This window comes from Thermococcus camini (assembly GCF_904067545.1).
GTDB lineage: Archaea > Methanobacteriota_B > Thermococci > Thermococcales > Thermococcaceae > Thermococcus > Thermococcus camini.
The window spans coordinates 2,006,967-2,022,529 of record NZ_LR881183.1 but is presented as its reverse complement, the minus strand read 5'-3'; the positions used below and the strand labels follow the sequence as shown (position 1 = coordinate 2,022,529).

Sequence of the window (15,563 nt, the reverse complement as noted above, 5' to 3'; positions counted from 1 at the left end):
ATAAGCTTCGGACTGCGCTTCAGGAAGATATTCAGGGGAATGAGCCAGGAGAACATCGAGCGCGTCTTTGAGGTTCTCGGAAGCGCGGAGGCGAAGGAGGTCATAGAAGAGCAGGCAGACTTCGATGATCACGTGAAGACCGCGAAGGCAATACTCAGGAGGCCGAAACTCCTCGCAAAGCTAATAAGGATAAGCCCAAGTATCGTTCGCTACCTCGTCTGAGGAGGTGATGGCTTGGCGAGGTGGAAGATGGGCCTCCAGGAGGAGTACCTCAAGGCGATAGCCGAGGGAAGGAAGAGGATTGAAGGCAGGCTTTACGACGAGAAGAGGCAGGCCATCAGGCCGGGAGACGAGATAGTCTTCGAGAACAAGCTGGTGTGCGTCGTGAAGGACGTGAGAGTTTACTCCTCATTCAGGGAGATGCTGGAGAAAGAGGGCATTGAGAACGTCCTCCCGGGAGTGGGGAGCGTCGAGGAGGGTGTTAAGGTGTACCGCCGCTTCTACTCCGATGAGAAGGAGAAGAAGTATGGTGTGGCGGCGATAGAGGTCGAGCCGGTGGCGTGGGTTGGGGAGTCTAAATGATGTAAACTTCAAAGCCTAATTCCTTCAAAACCTCGAAGTCGCTGTCCAAGGTTATTATTGGCAGACCGTTGACAATCGCAATTGAGGCTATGAATAGGTCCCTCATGGACATTGGACTCCCTTTTTCTTTCAGTTTCTTGTGAAGATATGCCGCCATCTCTGCACATTTCCCATCGAACGGAAGCTCAATGAGGGTTTCAAGCCATATCAGCTCGTCCTTTCTCGGCATTCCAGCCAGAATTTCGAACTTAGTTATCGAGGTTATGTAAAATGTGTTGTCCAAAGCCGTGACTTTTTCAAAGACTTCCTCGTTGTCTCTGGCGATTTCGATTATCACATTTGTGTCAAGGACTGCTCCCATTTTTCAAACTCCTCCTCAATCTCCCTGAGCCTTCTCTTCGTTTCCCGATACTCCTCTTCACTCAATATTCCACGTATGTTGCGTAGGGCATCAACGTTCCCTTTCCTCTCCCTTAGAAGCTCCCGAAACAGCTCGCTGAAGGATTTCTTACCCTTAATTCGAACGAGTTCGTTGTAAACGTCGTCTGAAATCGTTATCGTTTTGACCATACAATCACCAATACACTGTGTGCATGCATCATATTTAAGCGTTATCTCTGCCAAAGGTCCAAGACTGAGTAAAGGAAAAGAAAAAGCCTCACAGATACCTCTCCTTCACCCACCTTACGAAGTAGTCCGGGTTCAGCTCCTCACCGATGGCCTTCCTGAGAAGCTCCTTCGGCGGGTAGATGCTTCCGTGCCTGTGGATTCTCTCGCGGAGCCAGGCCTTTATCGGCTCGAACTCCGCATTGGCGATGTGCTCTTCCACGTTGAGGTCCCTCTTCATGTGGTAGTAGAGCTGCGCTGAAAGAAGCGTTCCGATGCTGTAGGTCGGGAAGTAGCCGACTGTACCGTGGGCCCAGTGGATGTCCTGGAGGATTCCCTCACGGTAGGTCTTTGGTCTTATGCCGAGGAGGTTCTCCATCTCGTCGTTCCAGAGTTCGGGGAGGTCTCTGGCTTTAACGCCCTCGTTGAGCATCATGCGCTCGAGTTTGAAGCGGAGGAGTATGTGGAAGTTGTAGGTGACAACGTCCGCCTCGGTCCTTATGAAGTCCGGGCGAACCGTGTTAAAGTACAGGTAAACGTCCTCCTGAGTGTAGTTTGCCATGAAGGGCAGGTTCTCCCTCAGGACCGGGTAGATGAGTCCCGCGAACTCCCTTGAGCGGCCGATGATGTTCTCCCAGAAGCGGCTCTGGCTCTCGTGGATTCCAAGGCTGACGCCACCGACTATCGGGCTGAACATGAACCTCTCGTCCTGCTGGAGCTCGTAGAGTGCATGCCCGAACTCATGGACGGTGCTCAGAATCGTCCTCCTGAAGTCGTAGCCCTCGTAGCGGGTGGTTATCCTGACGTCCCTTATTCCAAACTCCGTTGTGAACGGGTGAGCGGATACATCAAGCCTTGAGCGAACGCCGAGCGGGAAGCCGAACTTCTCGAGGATCCAGCGGTTTACCTTCTCCATCTGGGCCTGCTCATAGCGCTCGTTCTCGAGCGGGTGGCTCTGGGGAACCCTTCCCTCCTCCATTATCTTCTCAACGAGCGGTTTCAGCTCCTTCTCCAGCCTGTCGAACATGCGCTCGACGTCCTTGGTGGTGGTTCCCTCCTCGAAGAGGTCGAGCAGTGCATCATAAGGCTCGTTCTCATAGCCGAGATATTCAGCGGCGCGCTTGGCGAGGTCTATAATCCTGTCGAGCCAAGGCTCGAACTTGGAGTAGTCGTCGGCCTTTTTTGCCTCCTCCCAAGCCTTGGTTGCCTGACTGGTCACCTCGCTCATCTCCCTGAGGAACTCCGGCGGGAAGGAGCGGCTTATTCTTATCGAGCGGTCGAGGACGCGAACGACGCCGCGCTCGTACTCGTTGAGGTTCTCGATTCCCTTCGCCCTCTCAACGAGCTCGACGAAGTCGGGTTTAAGCAGAAACTCCTGGCTGAGAACGGAAAGCTCGCCCTGGGCCACCGAACGCTCAAGAATTCCCTCACCGGGCATGTTCACCTCCATGTCCCAGCCGAGGACGCTCTGGGCGTGGCCTATCGCCCATATCCTGCGGTACTTGCCGAGAATCTCCTTTACCGTCTCGTTCTGGAAGACGCTCTCCATGGCAATCACCCCGTATCACTTTGAAGAATTTTCGGGGGCAGTTCTTTTAATCTTTTCGATGTCCATCTAAACGAGGGGGTAGAAATCGATTACTCAGACCGGAAACTGCTTAAAGGGATGGCCGTAGTCAGTGAAAACAAACCCCCGGTGATGAAGATGAAGTTCGACCTGGTTGTCCTGGGACACGTTTCCATTGACCACATCATATTCCCCGGAAGGGATGAGCTACTCCTGCCCGGCGGAGCGGCGGCTGCTGTTGCCACCTCCGCCGCCCTGGCCGGCGCAAAAGTGGGCCTTGTGACCAGAGTTGGGGAGGATTTTCCTGGAGAATGGATGAAAAAGCTGGCCTCCATCCTCGATGTGCAAGGTGTCCAGGTGTTGCCGGGGAAGACCATCCACATCTACATGATTTACCACGAGGACGGGAGCGTGGATGCCCCCGTGGAGATGGGCGTCGCCCGGAGGATGGGCGAGACCCCGATTCCCGAAGGATACATGGGAGCGGAGCTGTTTCACATCGCACCCATTCCGCCGGCGGAGCAGCTTAAAGCCCTGAAGAGGCTCGAGGGGAAGAGGATAAGCCTCGACTTCAACCCCACCTACATGAAGGAGTACCGGGAAAAGAGCGACCTCATGATGGAAATTGTCTCGAGGACGGACGTTGTCTTCCCAAACGAGAGAGAAGCGCTCGTCATGACCCGCGCGGAGAGTGTCGAGGAGGCCGCGGCGACTCTCCACGAATGGGGCGCCGGAATCGTGGTTGTAACCCGCGGCGAGAGGGGGGTTCTCATCTACGATGGGAAGTTCAGGAAGTTTCCGGCGCTCCCCATAAATGAAAACGAAATCGTGGACCCCACGGGCGCCGGAGACGCCTTTGCCGGCGGCTTTCTGGCCGGCTACGCCAGGGGAGAGCCCCTTGAGACCTGCGTAAAACTCGGACTGGAGCGGGCGAGGGAGGTTCTGAAGAAAAAGGGAAGTTGGAGCGTCTAATCCGTCGCGAGCCTGACGAAGACGTAAAGCACAACCAGCAGGAAAGCGGCCAAAGCGGTGACCTCGAGCCTCGGCAGGAGTGGGGAGGCGGAAACCATCAGCAGGTACGTGGGGAAGGCCAGGCCAACCGCCGCCAGAAGGACGGCGTAGTGCTCCAGCGGCGCCCGCTCCCTGTCGAGGTGGGCCATCTCTATGACCAGAAGGGCAAGGGTCATAACCGCCAGGCCGTAGAAACCGCCGGTCCTAGTGTAGATTAGGAAGGCCCCCACGGAGACGAGGAAGAGGGAGCCAATAAAGTACCACTGAAGGCCCATGATGGCCAGGGGAAGCAGGAGGAGAGTGCGGCGGTCGATCAGGGCCAGCAGGAGGAAGAGCGGAACCAGCGGTGCAAGGGAGTAGAGCCTTCTTTTTATCCCCATACCTGAATCACCTCCGCTATCGCGGCCTTGAGAGGTTTCCTGACGTCCCAGTCGATTATCCTCCCGTAGCCCGCCATCTTCATTAAAATCGCCCTTCTCCGGAGACTTAGGAGCCTCAGCGCCAGCTCCTCCTCGCGACTCTTTGGCTCAACTGCGGTGTATGGATCGGGGCTTATAACGACGACGTTGTAGCCGAAGGATGACATTATCCTGAGCGCTTCCCTGCTCTCCTCAGTAAGGAGTGGGGAAAAGTAGACCAGCTGCGCCCTCGGCGGGAAGTGGGAGCGTATCAGGTGCTCAACCTGGTAGGCTATCATGTTGTTCCTGTCGGGCCTGGCCGTGCTGAGGAAGTCGATGCACTTGAAGAAGTGCCTCTTGCCGTAGTCCGGGCGGACCCAGAGGGGAACCTCCTCTGCAAGGAGAAGACCGAAGCTGGTTCCGCTGTTGAGGGCATTGAGCATGAGCGAAGCGGCGGCTCGAATGAGGTTGTCGAAGACCGGCTCCCCGGTGTAGGAGGCATCGACGATGAAGATAACGTCCACCTTGCGCTCGCTCTCGTACTCGTTGGCCATTATCCTGCCGGTTCTGGCGGTGGCCTTCCAGTTGATTATCTTGAGCGGGTCCCCAGGCTGGTACTCCCTGATAGCGTGGAACTCCACGCCCTCACCGACCCTTGGACTGGGCAGGGAACCGACGGTTATCTTGGTTCCCCTCGTGGAGTAGGGCGTGGGGACGTCCTCTATTATGGGAACGCCTATGAGCTCGGTGTAGAGGTCGAACTTCTTCGTGAAGTGGAAGAAGCCGAAGGGGTCGCGGTAGCTCAGCTCGACCCAGCTGAACTCGTGGATTCCCCGCTTAACGCGGACGCGGTAGCGAAGTTCCTTCAGCTCGCCTTTCCTCAGGGACAGCACCCACTCGGTTCTTCCGTCTATCAGCTCAAGCCCCTCGGGGAGGTCCTCCCTCACCTTTAGGCTTGGAATCCTCTCACCGGCCCGTATTTTGAGCACTATCTCAATCTCAGTGCCCTCCAGGAAGCGGTTGTGGGGGACGACCCGCTCCAGCTCCACCACCATCTTGGGCTTGAAGAAGAACACCGCGACGAAGACGAGCCACAGGGCCGGAAGGAGGAGGTAAACCAGCTCCCAGCGGAGCAGGAGGAAGGCGATGAGAACCAGGAGCCAGAGGGCGAGGAAAAGCTCTTCCGCCTTCTCCGTTGGGACCATTCTCCCATCTAGCCCAGCGTCCTCAGCAGGCTCATTCGCAAGTTCAACTGGTGTTAGAGCTCTTGGAACCGGCTGCACCGTTTCACCTCACTCGAATTTAGGGACCGGAACGCGTTCGAGGAGCTTTCCCATTATGCTCTCCTGGCTCACCTTGGTGTACCACAGCTCGCGCTTTAGGATGAGCCTGTGGCTCAGTGCCGGGACTGCAACGGCCTTCACGTCGTCGGGAATCACGTAGTCCCTGCCGTTGAGGGCGGCGTAGGCCCTGGAGAGCTTAAGAAGGGCCAGGCTTCCCCTAGGGGAGGCACCTATCTCTATCTCCCTCTTGTCCTCTCTCGTGGCGGTGACGATGTCGGTTATGTACTCCAGTATGGCGTCGCTGACGTAGACCTCCTCGATAGCCCTCTGCATCTCAACCACTTCCTCCGCGCTTAGAACCGTCTGGACGTCCGGTTCCTCCTTCTTCCTGGCCATTCTCCTGCGGAGTATCTCTATCTCCTCCGCCTTGGAGGGGTAACCAACGCGAAGCCTGACGAGGAACCTGTCGAGCTGGGCCTCCGGGAGCGGGTAGGTTCCCTCCTGCTCTATCGGGTTCTGAGTCGCTATGACGATGAAGGGCTTGGACAGTGAGTAGGTGTTCCCCTCAACGGTAACCTGCCTTTCCTGCATGGCCTCAAGTAGCGCGCTCTGTGTCTTCGGCGGGGCGCGGTTTATCTCGTCCGCCAGAAGGACGTTCGTGAAGACAGGCCCCTTCCTGAACTCGAACTCGAGCGTCTTCTGGTTGAAGACCGAAACGCCGAGTATGTCGCTCGGCAGAAGGTCAGGCGTGAACTGGACGCGGGTGAACTGGACGCCCAATGCCTTTGCGAAGCTCTTGGCCATCAGGGTCTTGGCAAGCCCCGGCAGGTCCTCCAGCAGAATGTGGCCGTCGGCGAGTATCGTGGTCAGGATAAGCCTCAGCACCTCGTCCTTTCCAACTATCGCCTTCCTTACCTCTCCAAGGACGGCGTTACCCTTCTCGTGTATCTCCTCCACCTTCATCTAAATCAGCCTCCACAATCTTAAGGGCCTTCTCAAGGTTGTCGAGAAAATCCCCCTCCGCGCGGAGGGTTCTTATAGCGTCGTTCGGGTTCGTGATGAGTGAGTGATAGGTTGAGTTGTAGTCATCGGACAGTGTGGCGTAGATTTCCACTATCCTCTCCTCCACCAGCGAGCGGGCGACCCTGCCGGTTCTGGCCTTCCGGAGGAGGGAAACGGTTCTGTCCACGTCGGTCTTCCTCTCAACCCTCTGTTTGCGGTCCCGCTTCCGCCTCGCCACGTTCATCTCGACGCCGAACAGAAAGAACGCCATCACCGCCCCCAGGAAGAGAACGGCCAGCCACCTGACCAGGTAGGAGCCGGCCAGTGTGGCCACGAGCACCAGGACGGAGCCGATGACGAGGAGGACCTTATGAAACTTCATCCACAGCACCCCTCATCTTCCTGTAGAGTTCAAGCACCTTCTCCGCATCCTCCCACGTGACCTTCTCCGGGGCGTACTTTGCCTTCTCAAAGAGCTCCGTTATGCCCCTGAAGGGCTCCCTGAAAATTTGAACCCTCTCAGCGTGCTCCCAGTGGGTCCAGCTCTCCTGATAGGGAACGCCGAGTATTTCGAGCCAGAGGACGGCGTTCTTGTATATCCCGACAACCGCCTCCCTGGGGTCGCTGAACATATCCAGGCCCAGCTCCTCCACCTTCCTGTCAAAAAGCTCCGCCTTAAGCCTCATCTCCTTGAGCTTCCTCCTCCGGAGGGCCTCGCGGTAGTAGATCACGGCAAAGTAGGACAGACCCGCGAGGAACAGAAGCGCCGCGCCGTAGAGAACGTAGCTCGAGGGAACCCCCGAGGAAGGGGCGGCTGAAACTGTGTCGTTGTGGTAAACCGGGGCGGGGGGAGTGGCAACACCGGCGGTCGTATTGTTGAAGGAGCGGTTGAACGTGAGGTTGGAAGGCACACTAGCCACGCGGGTTCTTTCCAGGTAGTAGATTATCCCCGCCGTGCCTGCTATCGCGAACGCCCAGGCCATAAGGTAGGACCTGACGTTAACGGGATACTTTTTCTTGCCTGGCGAAAGGTCCCTCCAGCTCAGGAGAACGAGAAAGATGACCAGCAGGGAAACGGCAACGATAGCAAGCAGCAGAACGCCGAAGGATGAAGCCTCGCTCCTCTGAAGTTCGGAGTTTTTAACGCTGTAGCCCATCATAAGGGTCATCAATGTGAAGAGCAGGGCGTAGAGTGCCGCGAATTTTACCCTGATGGACATTTTTATCAAAGGTGGTACGAAGGGCAGGTTTAAAAGCTTTTACCCCGAGGTAAACCTTGGGTGGTAGCATGGAGAAGATGCCGAGGCTCTACGTGGAGGTTCCTCCGGAGGAGTGCATCAAAGATGGAAAGGTAACCAGGGACTGTGTGATAATCCAGGGAAGCGTTGAGGTCTGGCTGAGAAAGGATGAAGGGGTTCCCACCTTCGTTGAGGCAGAGGGAGCGAAGTTCCTGGCGAAGGAGGTCTACGACCGCTTTTATCTATACGTGGACGGAACGGAGGGAAGGATGCTCGCCGACGCGGTACTAATCCTCCCCGACGGGAGAACCAGGATATACCTGAAGAAGAGCGACGAACTGCTCATCCTCCCCGTGGAGGGCTATACAAAGACCATCATAGCCAACGTCGGCAACCGAGTGAGGAGAGGGGACGCCTTCGCCGCGGTGACGACGAAGAAAGGGGAAGTCCACTACCTCAAGCCACCGAAGACCGGAACGGTGGTCTTCATCGACGAGATAACCAACAGGCCGCACTACGTGTACTACATCCTGCCCGAGGAGTGAGGGGCTCACCCCTTCCCCATTCCCGCCATCATGGCCTCAATGCTCGACTTGAGGGCCAGCTTTATGCCCTCCAGGGTGTCCATTCCCTTAAGCGTCCGGGTGTTGTGGGCGCTGGTTATGATTATTGACCACTTGTAGAGGTTCTCCTTAACCGGAACGCTCTGGAACATGGCGATGAACTTCTCTCCTCCCACAGAGACCTCGAGTATCTCCACGTCCGTCTCCCCCAGCTTCGTGGAGTAGACTTCCCTAACTTCGAGGTTTCCATATTCCTTACTCAGCATATCAGAAAGGTATCCCATGTCAATCACCGACATTATATAGTGCAACGTCCTTATATACCTGTCGTGCCTTCCGAAAGGGACACCAAAAGCGTTATAAGGCGCGGGAGTAATCCCTATTGAAGACAGTTTTGGAGTTGAAGGAAATGAAGATTGAAGCTGGAGATTTTGTGGTGTTCCACTACATAGGCAGGTTTGAGAACGGTGAAGTTTTTGACACGAGTTACGAGGATATCGCCAGAGAAAACGAGATATACGTCGAGGAGAGGGAGTACGGCCCGCTCGGCGTCAATGTCGGCGTGGGCGAGATAATTCCCGGCCTCGACGAGGCACTGATCGGGATGGAGATCGGTGAAAAGAAGACCGTCACGATTCCGCCGGAGAAGGCCTACGGTATGCCCAACCCGGAGCTGATCATAGACGTTCCCCTCACCGAGTTCACCAACATAGGGATGGAGCCGGTTGAGGGCATGTACGTCATGACCGACTCGGGGATAGCGAAGATAGCCAAAGTCGGGGAAGAGAGCGTCAGTCTCGACTTCAACCACCCGCTCGCAGGAAAGACCCTCGTGTTCGAGGTCGAGATAGTGGATGTAGAGAAAGCAAAAGAAGAGCCATCAGGCAGCGAGTCCGATGCCTGAGGCACCCTTGTAAACTATAACACCCATTACGGCAAGCAGCAGGCTGTACTTCAGCCCTGCTGAGTACTTTCCTTCTCTTATGACCCCGATTCCAAGGCCCGATGCTATGGCCTGGAGAACGACAAACCCGAGGAGTATGTTCTTCACGGTCTCCACTGGGAGGTTTATGTCCCCGACGTTCATCGAAGCCATGATTTGGGCAACCACACCGAGGATCAGCGGACCTATAACGCCACTCGTGATTATGAAGAACATCACCTGCATTCCGGTCGATGCTTTCCTCTCCTGCTTGATCCTCAGTATCTCCCTGACGTCGTTTCCAACGAAGACCAGAACGTCGCTCATCGGGGCACCCCTCTCAAGGGCCTCAATGATAATCATCATTGAGCGATATATGACCGTGGACTTCCTGTTCCTGATGGCGAAGGATTTGAGGGCGTCAATGGTGGGGCGGCCCTTCTTTATCTCGGCAACGGTTTTTCTGAACTCGTCCGTTAGCGGTCCGAACTTGGCCGTGGTCAGCTCCTCCAGGGCCTCGGAGAAGGATATACCCGCCCTGAGAGAGCTCGCGAGGTAGAAAAACGCATCGGGCAGCATTCTCTCCATCTCTTCAGTGCGCTTGCTGACCCTCCAGTAGGGATAGCCGAAGGCCATTAACAGGAACACCGCCAGGAATGCCGCCAGAGAGTACATCCACATGGAGGCTATGTACGCGAGGAGACCAGCTATAACTCCCATCAGAAGGGAGACAACGAGGTACTCCGCAGCCAAGAAGTTTATGTTCGCGGAGTATATGAAGACCTCGTACCGTTTCATCCATTTGGATGGAACCAGCCTCTCGATGATCGATACCAATACCGATGAAAGTCCAGCCATCAGAGTCACCTCGGCTCTCCCTTCTTGATCATGTTGATTATTATCAGCGATATGGCGGGAAACGCGAACAGCAGGATTACCGCCAGTGTCTCAGGGGGCATTATCAGCTGCCTTGCCATGACAGAGCCGGCGAGGATTCCAACCACGAACATTGTGGGCATGACGATCGTGAGGAACATGTATATGAATGCTATACCGTTGACCCTCTGAACGTACTCCACGAGCTTCATTCTGTACTCGAAGGCGAAGTCCTCGGCCAGTTTGTAGAGTATCTCTGAGAGGTTTCCACCGAATTTGACCGCCCTCAGTATCTGCTTGACGACCCTGCTGACGTTTTCCGAACCCATCTTCTCGTCAAACTTCATGAGGGCATCCTCAAAGGAGGAACCCGTTCTCATGTCCCTCAGCACAAGCTCAAACTCCTCGGAGATAACGCCGTAGTCCGCACGGGCCACGGAGAGCATCGCCTCCGAGATACCAACGCCGGCGCTGAGGAGGGAAGCCATGTGTCGGAGGGCGTAGGGCATGCTTCTCTCAACCTCAGCAACCCTGCGCTTCCACACCATCTTGGGATACTGCCTCATGTAGAAGAAGCCCCCAATGAATCCCAGAACCCCTATCAGGGCGGATGTTTCAATGGGCATGTAAAGGAGGTATGCGAAGATGAAGCCGAATATCCCCGCAAATATAGCAACGGCCAGTATCAGGGCGACGTACCTGTCTGGAGGGGTAAGTATGCTTGCCCGGTAGAGATCCTGGTCGAGGCCCTTAAACGAGGATGTCATGGACTCGATCGGGCCCCTGAAATAGCGCAGCATGGTATCGGCGAGCCTATCAGAGAACGGGCGCTGTATCTCTTTCTTCCTCCATTCGATTATCTCCTCCATCTCCTTTTCGGTCTCGACCTCGGCCTTCTCCGCCTCGATCTCCTTCTGGAGTTCCTTCAACGCCCTGAGCCTTTCCTGAACGCTCTTGCCCTGGGGAATCTTTCTCACGGGCTTCTCAGCTACTTCTATTGTCTTCCCGCCAAGGCGCTCCAAAAAGTTCGTGATGACTCCAATGACGCCCACGATTATCACCCTTAGATTATATTCTTAATCTGTCTGCTAGTCTCAAGACTGCTCTCCGCGGCTATCTTCTTGAGCAGCGCCTCCTCGTCTATGTAGAACTGTCTGATGTAGTGACCCACCTTCTCGATGCTCCTTATTCCCTGCTCGACCATCCAGTCGAGGATTATCTTTCTCTTTTCCCTCTCCAGCTCCAGCTCGGATACGCTCATACCTGTGTGGTGGGAGAGGGTGTTCAGTGTCTTGCTCGGCACACCAGTGGGGACCAGCTCATCCTTCGCCGGGTCGTACTTGTAGAGCTTGTTGAGCTGAACGCTCTCGGCCTCGATGCCCGATATCTCCGCTATCTCGGTGATGCGCCTTATAGTACCCTTCTTTCTGCTGTGGAACCTGACCTGCATGATGACGATATCAAGTGCGGGGATCATGATCCTGGGGACGGACATTGGGGGGCTCTCAAGACGGACTATCGTCTCACGGGCGCTGTTGGCGTGGATTGTACCCATACAGTTCGAAACAAGTATACCGTTAGCAACGTAGTTGTGATCCTCCTCGACGGTGAGGTCGTAGAGGTACTCTATACCCAGCTCCGCCGGCTCGACCTCATCAACGCTGATAACCTCGTCCCAGTAGACGTCCCCCTCTGCTATTAGCTCAAGCCTCTTCGCCTGAACCCAGGCCTCGTCATCGTTCAAATCCTTCGCCACCTGCTGGAGTGCTATTGCAATTCCCTTCAAAGCGGAGCGCCTTATCTCCTTTACCCTACCCTTCTCGACGTGGCGTATGAGGCTTTCTGAAACCTTCTCGCCGGCGTGGCTGGTGGCGAGCTTTGAAAGCTCGGAAACCCTGAGGTTGAGTTTCTTTCTTATGGGTTCGAGCATTGACGGTGAAATCGGAACGCGATCGGTCCTCTTTCCGCGGTAGGCTCTGTACTTCCTGATGAGTCCCTCAAGCTTTGCTTTCTTCCGCGAGTGCATGAGGGGAACCGAGCGGTTGAACCTGATTAAATCATCGACGCCCCTCACGGTGACCCTGAAGATTAAGCTATCTTTGTAGCCTTTGTTCTTCACCCTGGAAACAGTGCTTACTATCCCCAACCTCTGAAGGGCGTACCAGACCTTCCTCGCGAGGTTCTCACTCCTCGTCGTGAGTATCACTGCCGGGCCGTTCTCGTCAACGTAGCCATCGGCATCGAAGAGGCCAGCTATGAAGTACCTCAGAAGGTCGTCGTTGGAAAGAACCAAATCGGGTACGTCAATGTTCTCCTTCCGACCCTTCGGGATTCCAAATGCCCTGTTAAGGAACTCGGCGAATATCTTCGAGCCGTAGGTCACAACGGTATAACCATTGTTTCTTTTGATTTCGGGCTCGCTCTTCGGCAGGAACTCCGACAGGGCCGAGGTGAAGGCGTTCATGTAGGAGGAGTCGTCGAAGGTGGCCGAGACGTAGTAGCCGTTCGAGGAGATGTAGCCGTCGCCGAGGATTACGCCAACGGCGTAGGAGAGCTTCTCGTCCACCTCGCGGACAATCCTAACTGGCCGGGAGTTGACTGAGATCAAATATTGGGCTTCCTCAGGTGGAATTCCGTCGTTCGGAACCTTCACGAGGCCCTCTCCGTTGGGAACGATGTAGTAGTCACTTATTCTCGCGTAAACCTCCGGACTTACGATGGCCTTCCTCTGCGGTGGCCTTGGCGGTTTCCTCATCACAGCAACTCTGTCCCCTGGCTTCAGCTTCTCCGCCTCTTTTCTCACGACGTCACCATCGGAGAAGACAAAGAACGGGTGGGTCTTGGTGAGTATTACCTCGTTGCCCGTCCTCGTTCTCACGCGGATAAGCTTCTCTCCGGGCCTTACCTTTCTCCTCCAGACCCTTGAAACGACGTGCTTTCCTGCCTTCAGGTCGGGACCGACGCTTACCACTTCGAACCTGTCCTTCTCGTCGAGGGCTATGTACTCCAAATCCTTGTAGGTTTCAACTCTGTCCGAGTACTTCTCGAAGAGTTCATCGATGAGGTCACCGATGAGCACGAACCTGCCGTCCGAGAGCTGTATGACCGAGAAGTCGTAGAGGGCCCCATTATGTCCCGTGTTCATTGCAGTAAACATCGTCCTCGCTTCCGGACCACGAACCTCACCGACGATAATTCTGTCAGGACGCATACGGAGGGTGTTCTTAACGAGGTCGTCCATCGTGACCTCTCCCTTGCCTTCGACGTTTGGCGGTCTGGTCTCGAGTCTGATCCAGTGCTCAACTGGCAGCTGAAGCTCCGCGGTGTCCTCTATGGTTATGACACGCTCGCTCGGCGGGATGAACATTCCGAGTGAGTTGAGGGTGGTGGTTTTACCTGAACCCGTTCCACCAGCAACGAGGACGTTGGCGGGCTTGACACCGAGTCCATCGACAAAGATCCAGAGAAGGGCCGCTATGTCCGTGTTCATGGTACCGTACTTGATGAGGTCTATGATGGTGAGCGGGTCCTTCTTGAACTTACGAATGGTTATGGTCGGTCCGTCAATGCTTATCGGCGGTATGGTGGCGTTCACACGGCTTCCATCGGGAAGGCGGGCATCAAGGAGGGGGCTCTGCTGGTCTATCCTCCTGCCTACCTCCCTGGCTATGCGCTCGATGATGTTCAGTATCTCCTTCTCCTCATCGAACACAATGTTGGTCTTGCACATGTTGAAGCGCCTGTGCCAGACGTAAACCGGCCTGTTGTTCCCGATAACCATGACTTCCTCAAGGTTGTCGTCGCGGACGAGGGGGTCCAGCTTGCCGTAGCCTATCATTGACTGGACTATCATCTCGGCGAGTATCTCCACCCTGCCCTCCGAGAAGTGCGGGGCCTCGTCCTTTATCATCCTCCTGACCGCGTTCATGAAGACCCTTCTGCGCTCCTCAGCGTTGGGGAACGCGGAGGGGTCTATCTGAAGCTCGGTTATAGCCCTGTCCTTGATCCTCAAAAACAGCTCCTCCTCCTCGCGACTGAGCTTGGGGAGGCGTATCTCGTACAGGGGGACTGGCTCTCCCTTGACCCTCAGGATACGCACGTTACCGTACGCGTCAAGAACCTCAGCCCTTCCGGCGTAGGCGGTCTCTTCAACGCGTACGGAAGAACCAAGGATATCCTGGAGGGTGGATGGCGGCTTGGACTTCGGTGCCGGCTTTGGCTTCTCCTTGGGCTTCTCTTCCTTAACCAATATCTCCCCCAGGATATCGGCACCGGTGGGTCTGTTCTCCGCCGCCTCCTCTGGGGTCGTAGGGGTGCTCAGGATGTCCTCCAGATTTACCCCGCCGCCTCCTTTGATGAAGGGAACACCCTCTCCCTTGTCTTCCTTTCTCTTCTTCTCATCCCCCTTCAGCATGTTCTCAAGCAGGTCATCTTCCCCATTGAGTATCTCATCGATCCATGAGAGGCTTTCTTTCTTCTTTTTCTTCTCATCGAACACAGACTCTCACCGCCCCTCAGCAGTCCACTCCACGTGGTATTTTATGTCAACTCCCTTACCCATGAAAATTATCCAGACCGGGAAGTCAAGACCCGCTTCCCTCGGGGGTTTAACCTCTGGGGCACCAACCGTAACCCCCGTCAGAAGGGTGTCTGAGAGCTGGAACAGGTTGGACGTGCTCGGGAGCTGCTGGGGTTCCCTCCTCTTCGGCGGCTCCAGTCCCTTGTACCTCCATACGAACTCGTCCATGTACTCCCTGTAGGTCATCGTGTAGTTGGGGGTGAAGTTGTACATCCTGGCATCTTTGAAGATAACCGGTATCGCCGCGGCAAAGAACGTGTTGAATACGCCGGCCCTGTTTGGAGCGTTGGTGAGGCGGAAGGTGACGGTTCCCTCGTATTTGAGGACCTTTATGTGCCCGTCGTTCATCGGGAACATGCTCCTCATTGAGATAACCTTCGGCGTGTTCACCAGCTGGGGATACGCCACCCCACAGCTGAGCATGGAAATGTCGTCCGGCACCTCTATGTGACCACCGTAGGTCAGATTGCCTCCAATGACGTAATAGGTAACGTTGGTTATCTTACCGGAGTCGCCGCAGAGGGACTGATAGTCCACGGTCTGAAGAAGGTAGGAGTTGTTGTAGGGTATCCTGAAGTTGACGACCACGGTCTCATAGGGCATGACCCAGAAACCCAGATAGTAGTTCAGGGACGTTCTATCAAGACGGGAGGGAGCGTGGTAGGTGGTGTTTCCAATGCGGAAGGAGACCATATACTCATCATGGGAGAGCCTGAGAACGTGAAAATCGTAACGGGGGTTGACTATCACGAACTTGGGGAAGGGAGCGGTGTTTACAACGGTAACGTTGAGGTCCACCATGACCTCCCCGAGGATTCCAATGTTGTTATAGGGCTTCTGATCCGGGGTCTGGCCGGGGAGGTTGTAAGTCTCCGCACTAACCAGAGAAGAAGCTAACAAAAGAATAAAGATGGTCGCTACGAGGCGCTTCATGCC

General features: G+C 55.5%; 17 protein-coding genes and 1 pseudogene. 5 read left to right on the top strand and 13 right to left on the bottom strand.

Features of this window, described 5'->3' with window-relative positions:
- Together TIRI35C_RS11080 and TIRI35C_RS11075 are read left to right on the top strand one after the other, a co-directional pair.
- Positions 1–222: pseudogene (locus TIRI35C_RS11080) on the top strand (NAD(P)/FAD-dependent oxidoreductase); the annotation flags it as partial.
- Positions 223–234: 12 nt separating this feature from the next.
- On the top strand, positions 235–582 hold the full coding sequence (locus TIRI35C_RS11075; RefSeq protein ID WP_188202872.1) for an ASCH domain-containing protein: 348 nt from the start codon (positions 235–237) through the stop codon (positions 580–582).
- Here the strand turns inward: TIRI35C_RS11075 and TIRI35C_RS11070 are convergent.
- The 3 genes from TIRI35C_RS11070 to TIRI35C_RS11060 form a co-directional block, all read right to left on the bottom strand.
- On the bottom strand, positions 575–943 hold the full coding sequence (locus tag TIRI35C_RS11070) for a type II toxin-antitoxin system VapC family toxin (protein ID WP_188202871.1): 369 nt from the start codon (positions 941–943) through the stop codon (positions 575–577). The two genes, TIRI35C_RS11075 and TIRI35C_RS11070, sit on opposite strands and share 8 nt — an antisense overlap.
- Complete coding sequence (locus TIRI35C_RS11065) at positions 916–1,152, bottom strand: antitoxin VapB family protein (protein ID WP_188202870.1); 237 nt, start codon at positions 1,150–1,152, stop codon at positions 916–918. Before TIRI35C_RS11065 ends, TIRI35C_RS11070 begins: the two co-directional genes overlap by 28 nt.
- Positions 1,153–1,240: 88 nt before the next feature.
- Positions 1,241–2,737, bottom strand: a complete 1,497-nt coding sequence (locus TIRI35C_RS11060; RefSeq protein WP_188202869.1) for a carboxypeptidase M32 — start codon at positions 2,735–2,737, stop codon at positions 1,241–1,243.
- 156 nt (positions 2,738–2,893) lie between these two features.
- Between TIRI35C_RS11060 and TIRI35C_RS11055 the strand changes: the two genes are divergently transcribed.
- Positions 2,894–3,727, top strand: a complete 834-nt coding sequence (locus TIRI35C_RS11055; RefSeq protein WP_188203263.1) for a carbohydrate kinase family protein — start codon at positions 2,894–2,896, stop codon at positions 3,725–3,727.
- Here TIRI35C_RS11055 and TIRI35C_RS11050 read toward each other — a convergent pair.
- Genes TIRI35C_RS11050 through TIRI35C_RS11030 form a run of 5 tightly spaced genes read right to left on the bottom strand, consistent with a single transcriptional unit; the run spans position 3,724 to position 7,669 of the window.
- Complete coding sequence (locus TIRI35C_RS11050; RefSeq protein ID WP_188202868.1) at positions 3,724–4,146, bottom strand: hypothetical protein; 423 nt, start codon at positions 4,144–4,146, stop codon at positions 3,724–3,726. The genes TIRI35C_RS11055 and TIRI35C_RS11050 overlap by 4 nt on opposite strands.
- The gene (locus tag TIRI35C_RS11045) at positions 4,137–5,447 is read right to left on the bottom strand and encodes a DUF58 domain-containing protein (RefSeq protein WP_188202867.1); all 1,311 of its coding nucleotides are present in this window, start codon (positions 5,445–5,447) and stop codon (positions 4,137–4,139) included. Before TIRI35C_RS11045 ends, TIRI35C_RS11050 begins: the two co-directional genes overlap by 10 nt.
- 9 nt (positions 5,448–5,456) lie before the next feature.
- Positions 5,457–6,410: an AAA family ATPase gene (locus TIRI35C_RS11040; protein ID WP_188202866.1), complete on the bottom strand. Its 954-nt coding sequence runs from the start codon at positions 6,408–6,410 to the stop codon at positions 5,457–5,459.
- A complete protein-coding gene (locus tag TIRI35C_RS11035; protein ID WP_188202865.1) occupies positions 6,379–6,831 on the bottom strand; it encodes a hypothetical protein in 453 nt (150 codons plus the stop codon). The genes TIRI35C_RS11040 and TIRI35C_RS11035 overlap by 32 nt, the downstream gene beginning before the upstream one ends.
- A complete protein-coding gene (locus TIRI35C_RS11030; protein ID WP_188202864.1) occupies positions 6,818–7,669 on the bottom strand; it encodes a DUF4129 domain-containing protein in 852 nt (283 codons plus the stop codon). The genes TIRI35C_RS11035 and TIRI35C_RS11030 overlap by 14 nt, the downstream gene beginning before the upstream one ends.
- Before the next feature lie 68 nt (positions 7,670–7,737).
- Between TIRI35C_RS11030 and TIRI35C_RS11025 the strand changes: the two genes are divergently transcribed.
- Complete coding sequence (locus TIRI35C_RS11025; RefSeq protein ID WP_188202863.1) at positions 7,738–8,232, top strand: DUF2118 family protein; 495 nt, start codon at positions 7,738–7,740, stop codon at positions 8,230–8,232.
- Positions 8,233–8,237: 5 nt separating this feature from the next.
- Here TIRI35C_RS11025 and TIRI35C_RS11020 read toward each other — a convergent pair whose 3' ends face one another.
- Positions 8,238–8,534 (bottom strand): hypothetical protein, encoded by a 297-nt coding sequence (locus TIRI35C_RS11020; protein ID WP_188203262.1) that lies wholly within the window; start codon positions 8,532–8,534, stop codon positions 8,238–8,240.
- Positions 8,535–8,659: 125 nt separating this feature from the next.
- Between TIRI35C_RS11020 and TIRI35C_RS11015 the strand changes: the two genes are divergently transcribed.
- On the top strand, positions 8,660–9,154 hold the full coding sequence (locus TIRI35C_RS11015) for an FKBP-type peptidyl-prolyl cis-trans isomerase (RefSeq protein WP_188203261.1): 495 nt from the start codon (positions 8,660–8,662) through the stop codon (positions 9,152–9,154).
- Here TIRI35C_RS11015 and TIRI35C_RS11010 read toward each other — a convergent pair.
- The 4 genes from TIRI35C_RS11010 to TIRI35C_RS10995 are packed head-to-tail and all read right to left on the bottom strand — an operon-like array spanning position 9,131 to position 15,560.
- Positions 9,131–10,030, bottom strand: a complete 900-nt coding sequence (locus TIRI35C_RS11010) for a type II secretion system F family protein (protein WP_188202862.1) — start codon at positions 10,028–10,030, stop codon at positions 9,131–9,133. The genes TIRI35C_RS11015 and TIRI35C_RS11010 overlap by 24 nt on opposite strands.
- 5 nt (positions 10,031–10,035) lie before the next feature.
- Positions 10,036–11,100: a type II secretion system F family protein gene (locus TIRI35C_RS11005; protein WP_188202861.1), complete on the bottom strand. Its 1,065-nt coding sequence runs from the start codon at positions 11,098–11,100 to the stop codon at positions 10,036–10,038.
- Between the two features lie 11 nt (positions 11,101–11,111).
- A complete protein-coding gene (locus tag TIRI35C_RS11000; RefSeq protein WP_188202860.1) occupies positions 11,112–14,546 on the bottom strand; it encodes an ATPase, T2SS/T4P/T4SS family in 3,435 nt (1,144 codons plus the stop codon).
- A gap of 6 nt (positions 14,547–14,552) precedes the next feature.
- Positions 14,553–15,560: a hypothetical protein gene (locus TIRI35C_RS10995; protein ID WP_188202859.1), complete on the bottom strand. Its 1,008-nt coding sequence runs from the start codon at positions 15,558–15,560 to the stop codon at positions 14,553–14,555.
- Positions 15,561–15,563: the final 3 nt, after the last annotated feature.

What these genes read in the sequence shown, in the direction of transcription:
- TIRI35C_RS11030 (WP_188202864.1), bottom strand. Translation starts at nt 7,669, where the DNA reads ATGTCCATCAGGGTAAAATTCGCGGCACTCTACGCCCTGCTCTTCACA.
- TIRI35C_RS11040 (WP_188202866.1), bottom strand. Translation starts at nt 6,410, where the DNA reads ATGAAGGTGGAGGAGATACACGAGAAGGGTAACGCCGTCCTTGGAGAG.
- TIRI35C_RS10995 (WP_188202859.1), bottom strand. Translation starts at nt 15,560, where the DNA reads ATGAAGCGCCTCGTAGCGACCATCTTTATTCTTTTGTTAGCTTCTTCT.
- TIRI35C_RS11015 (WP_188203261.1), top strand. Translation starts at nt 8,660, where the DNA reads ATGAAGATTGAAGCTGGAGATTTTGTGGTGTTCCACTACATAGGCAGG.
- TIRI35C_RS11025 (WP_188202863.1), top strand. Translation starts at nt 7,738, where the DNA reads ATGGAGAAGATGCCGAGGCTCTACGTGGAGGTTCCTCCGGAGGAGTGC.
- TIRI35C_RS11020 (WP_188203262.1), bottom strand. Translation starts at nt 8,534, where the DNA reads ATGGGATACCTTTCTGATATGCTGAGTAAGGAATATGGAAACCTCGAA.
- TIRI35C_RS11055 (WP_188203263.1), top strand. Translation starts at nt 2,894, where the DNA reads ATGAAGTTCGACCTGGTTGTCCTGGGACACGTTTCCATTGACCACATC.
- TIRI35C_RS11035 (WP_188202865.1), bottom strand. Translation starts at nt 6,831, where the DNA reads ATGAAGTTTCATAAGGTCCTCCTCGTCATCGGCTCCGTCCTGGTGCTC.
- TIRI35C_RS11070 (WP_188202871.1), bottom strand. Translation starts at nt 943, where the DNA reads ATGGGAGCAGTCCTTGACACAAATGTGATAATCGAAATCGCCAGAGAC.
- TIRI35C_RS11060 (WP_188202869.1), bottom strand. Translation starts at nt 2,737, where the DNA reads ATGGAGAGCGTCTTCCAGAACGAGACGGTAAAGGAGATTCTCGGCAAG.
- TIRI35C_RS11010 (WP_188202862.1), bottom strand. Translation starts at nt 10,030, where the DNA reads ATGGCTGGACTTTCATCGGTATTGGTATCGATCATCGAGAGGCTGGTT.
- TIRI35C_RS11065 (WP_188202870.1), bottom strand. Translation starts at nt 1,152, where the DNA reads ATGGTCAAAACGATAACGATTTCAGACGACGTTTACAACGAACTCGTT.
- TIRI35C_RS11050 (WP_188202868.1), bottom strand. Translation starts at nt 4,146, where the DNA reads ATGGGGATAAAAAGAAGGCTCTACTCCCTTGCACCGCTGGTTCCGCTC.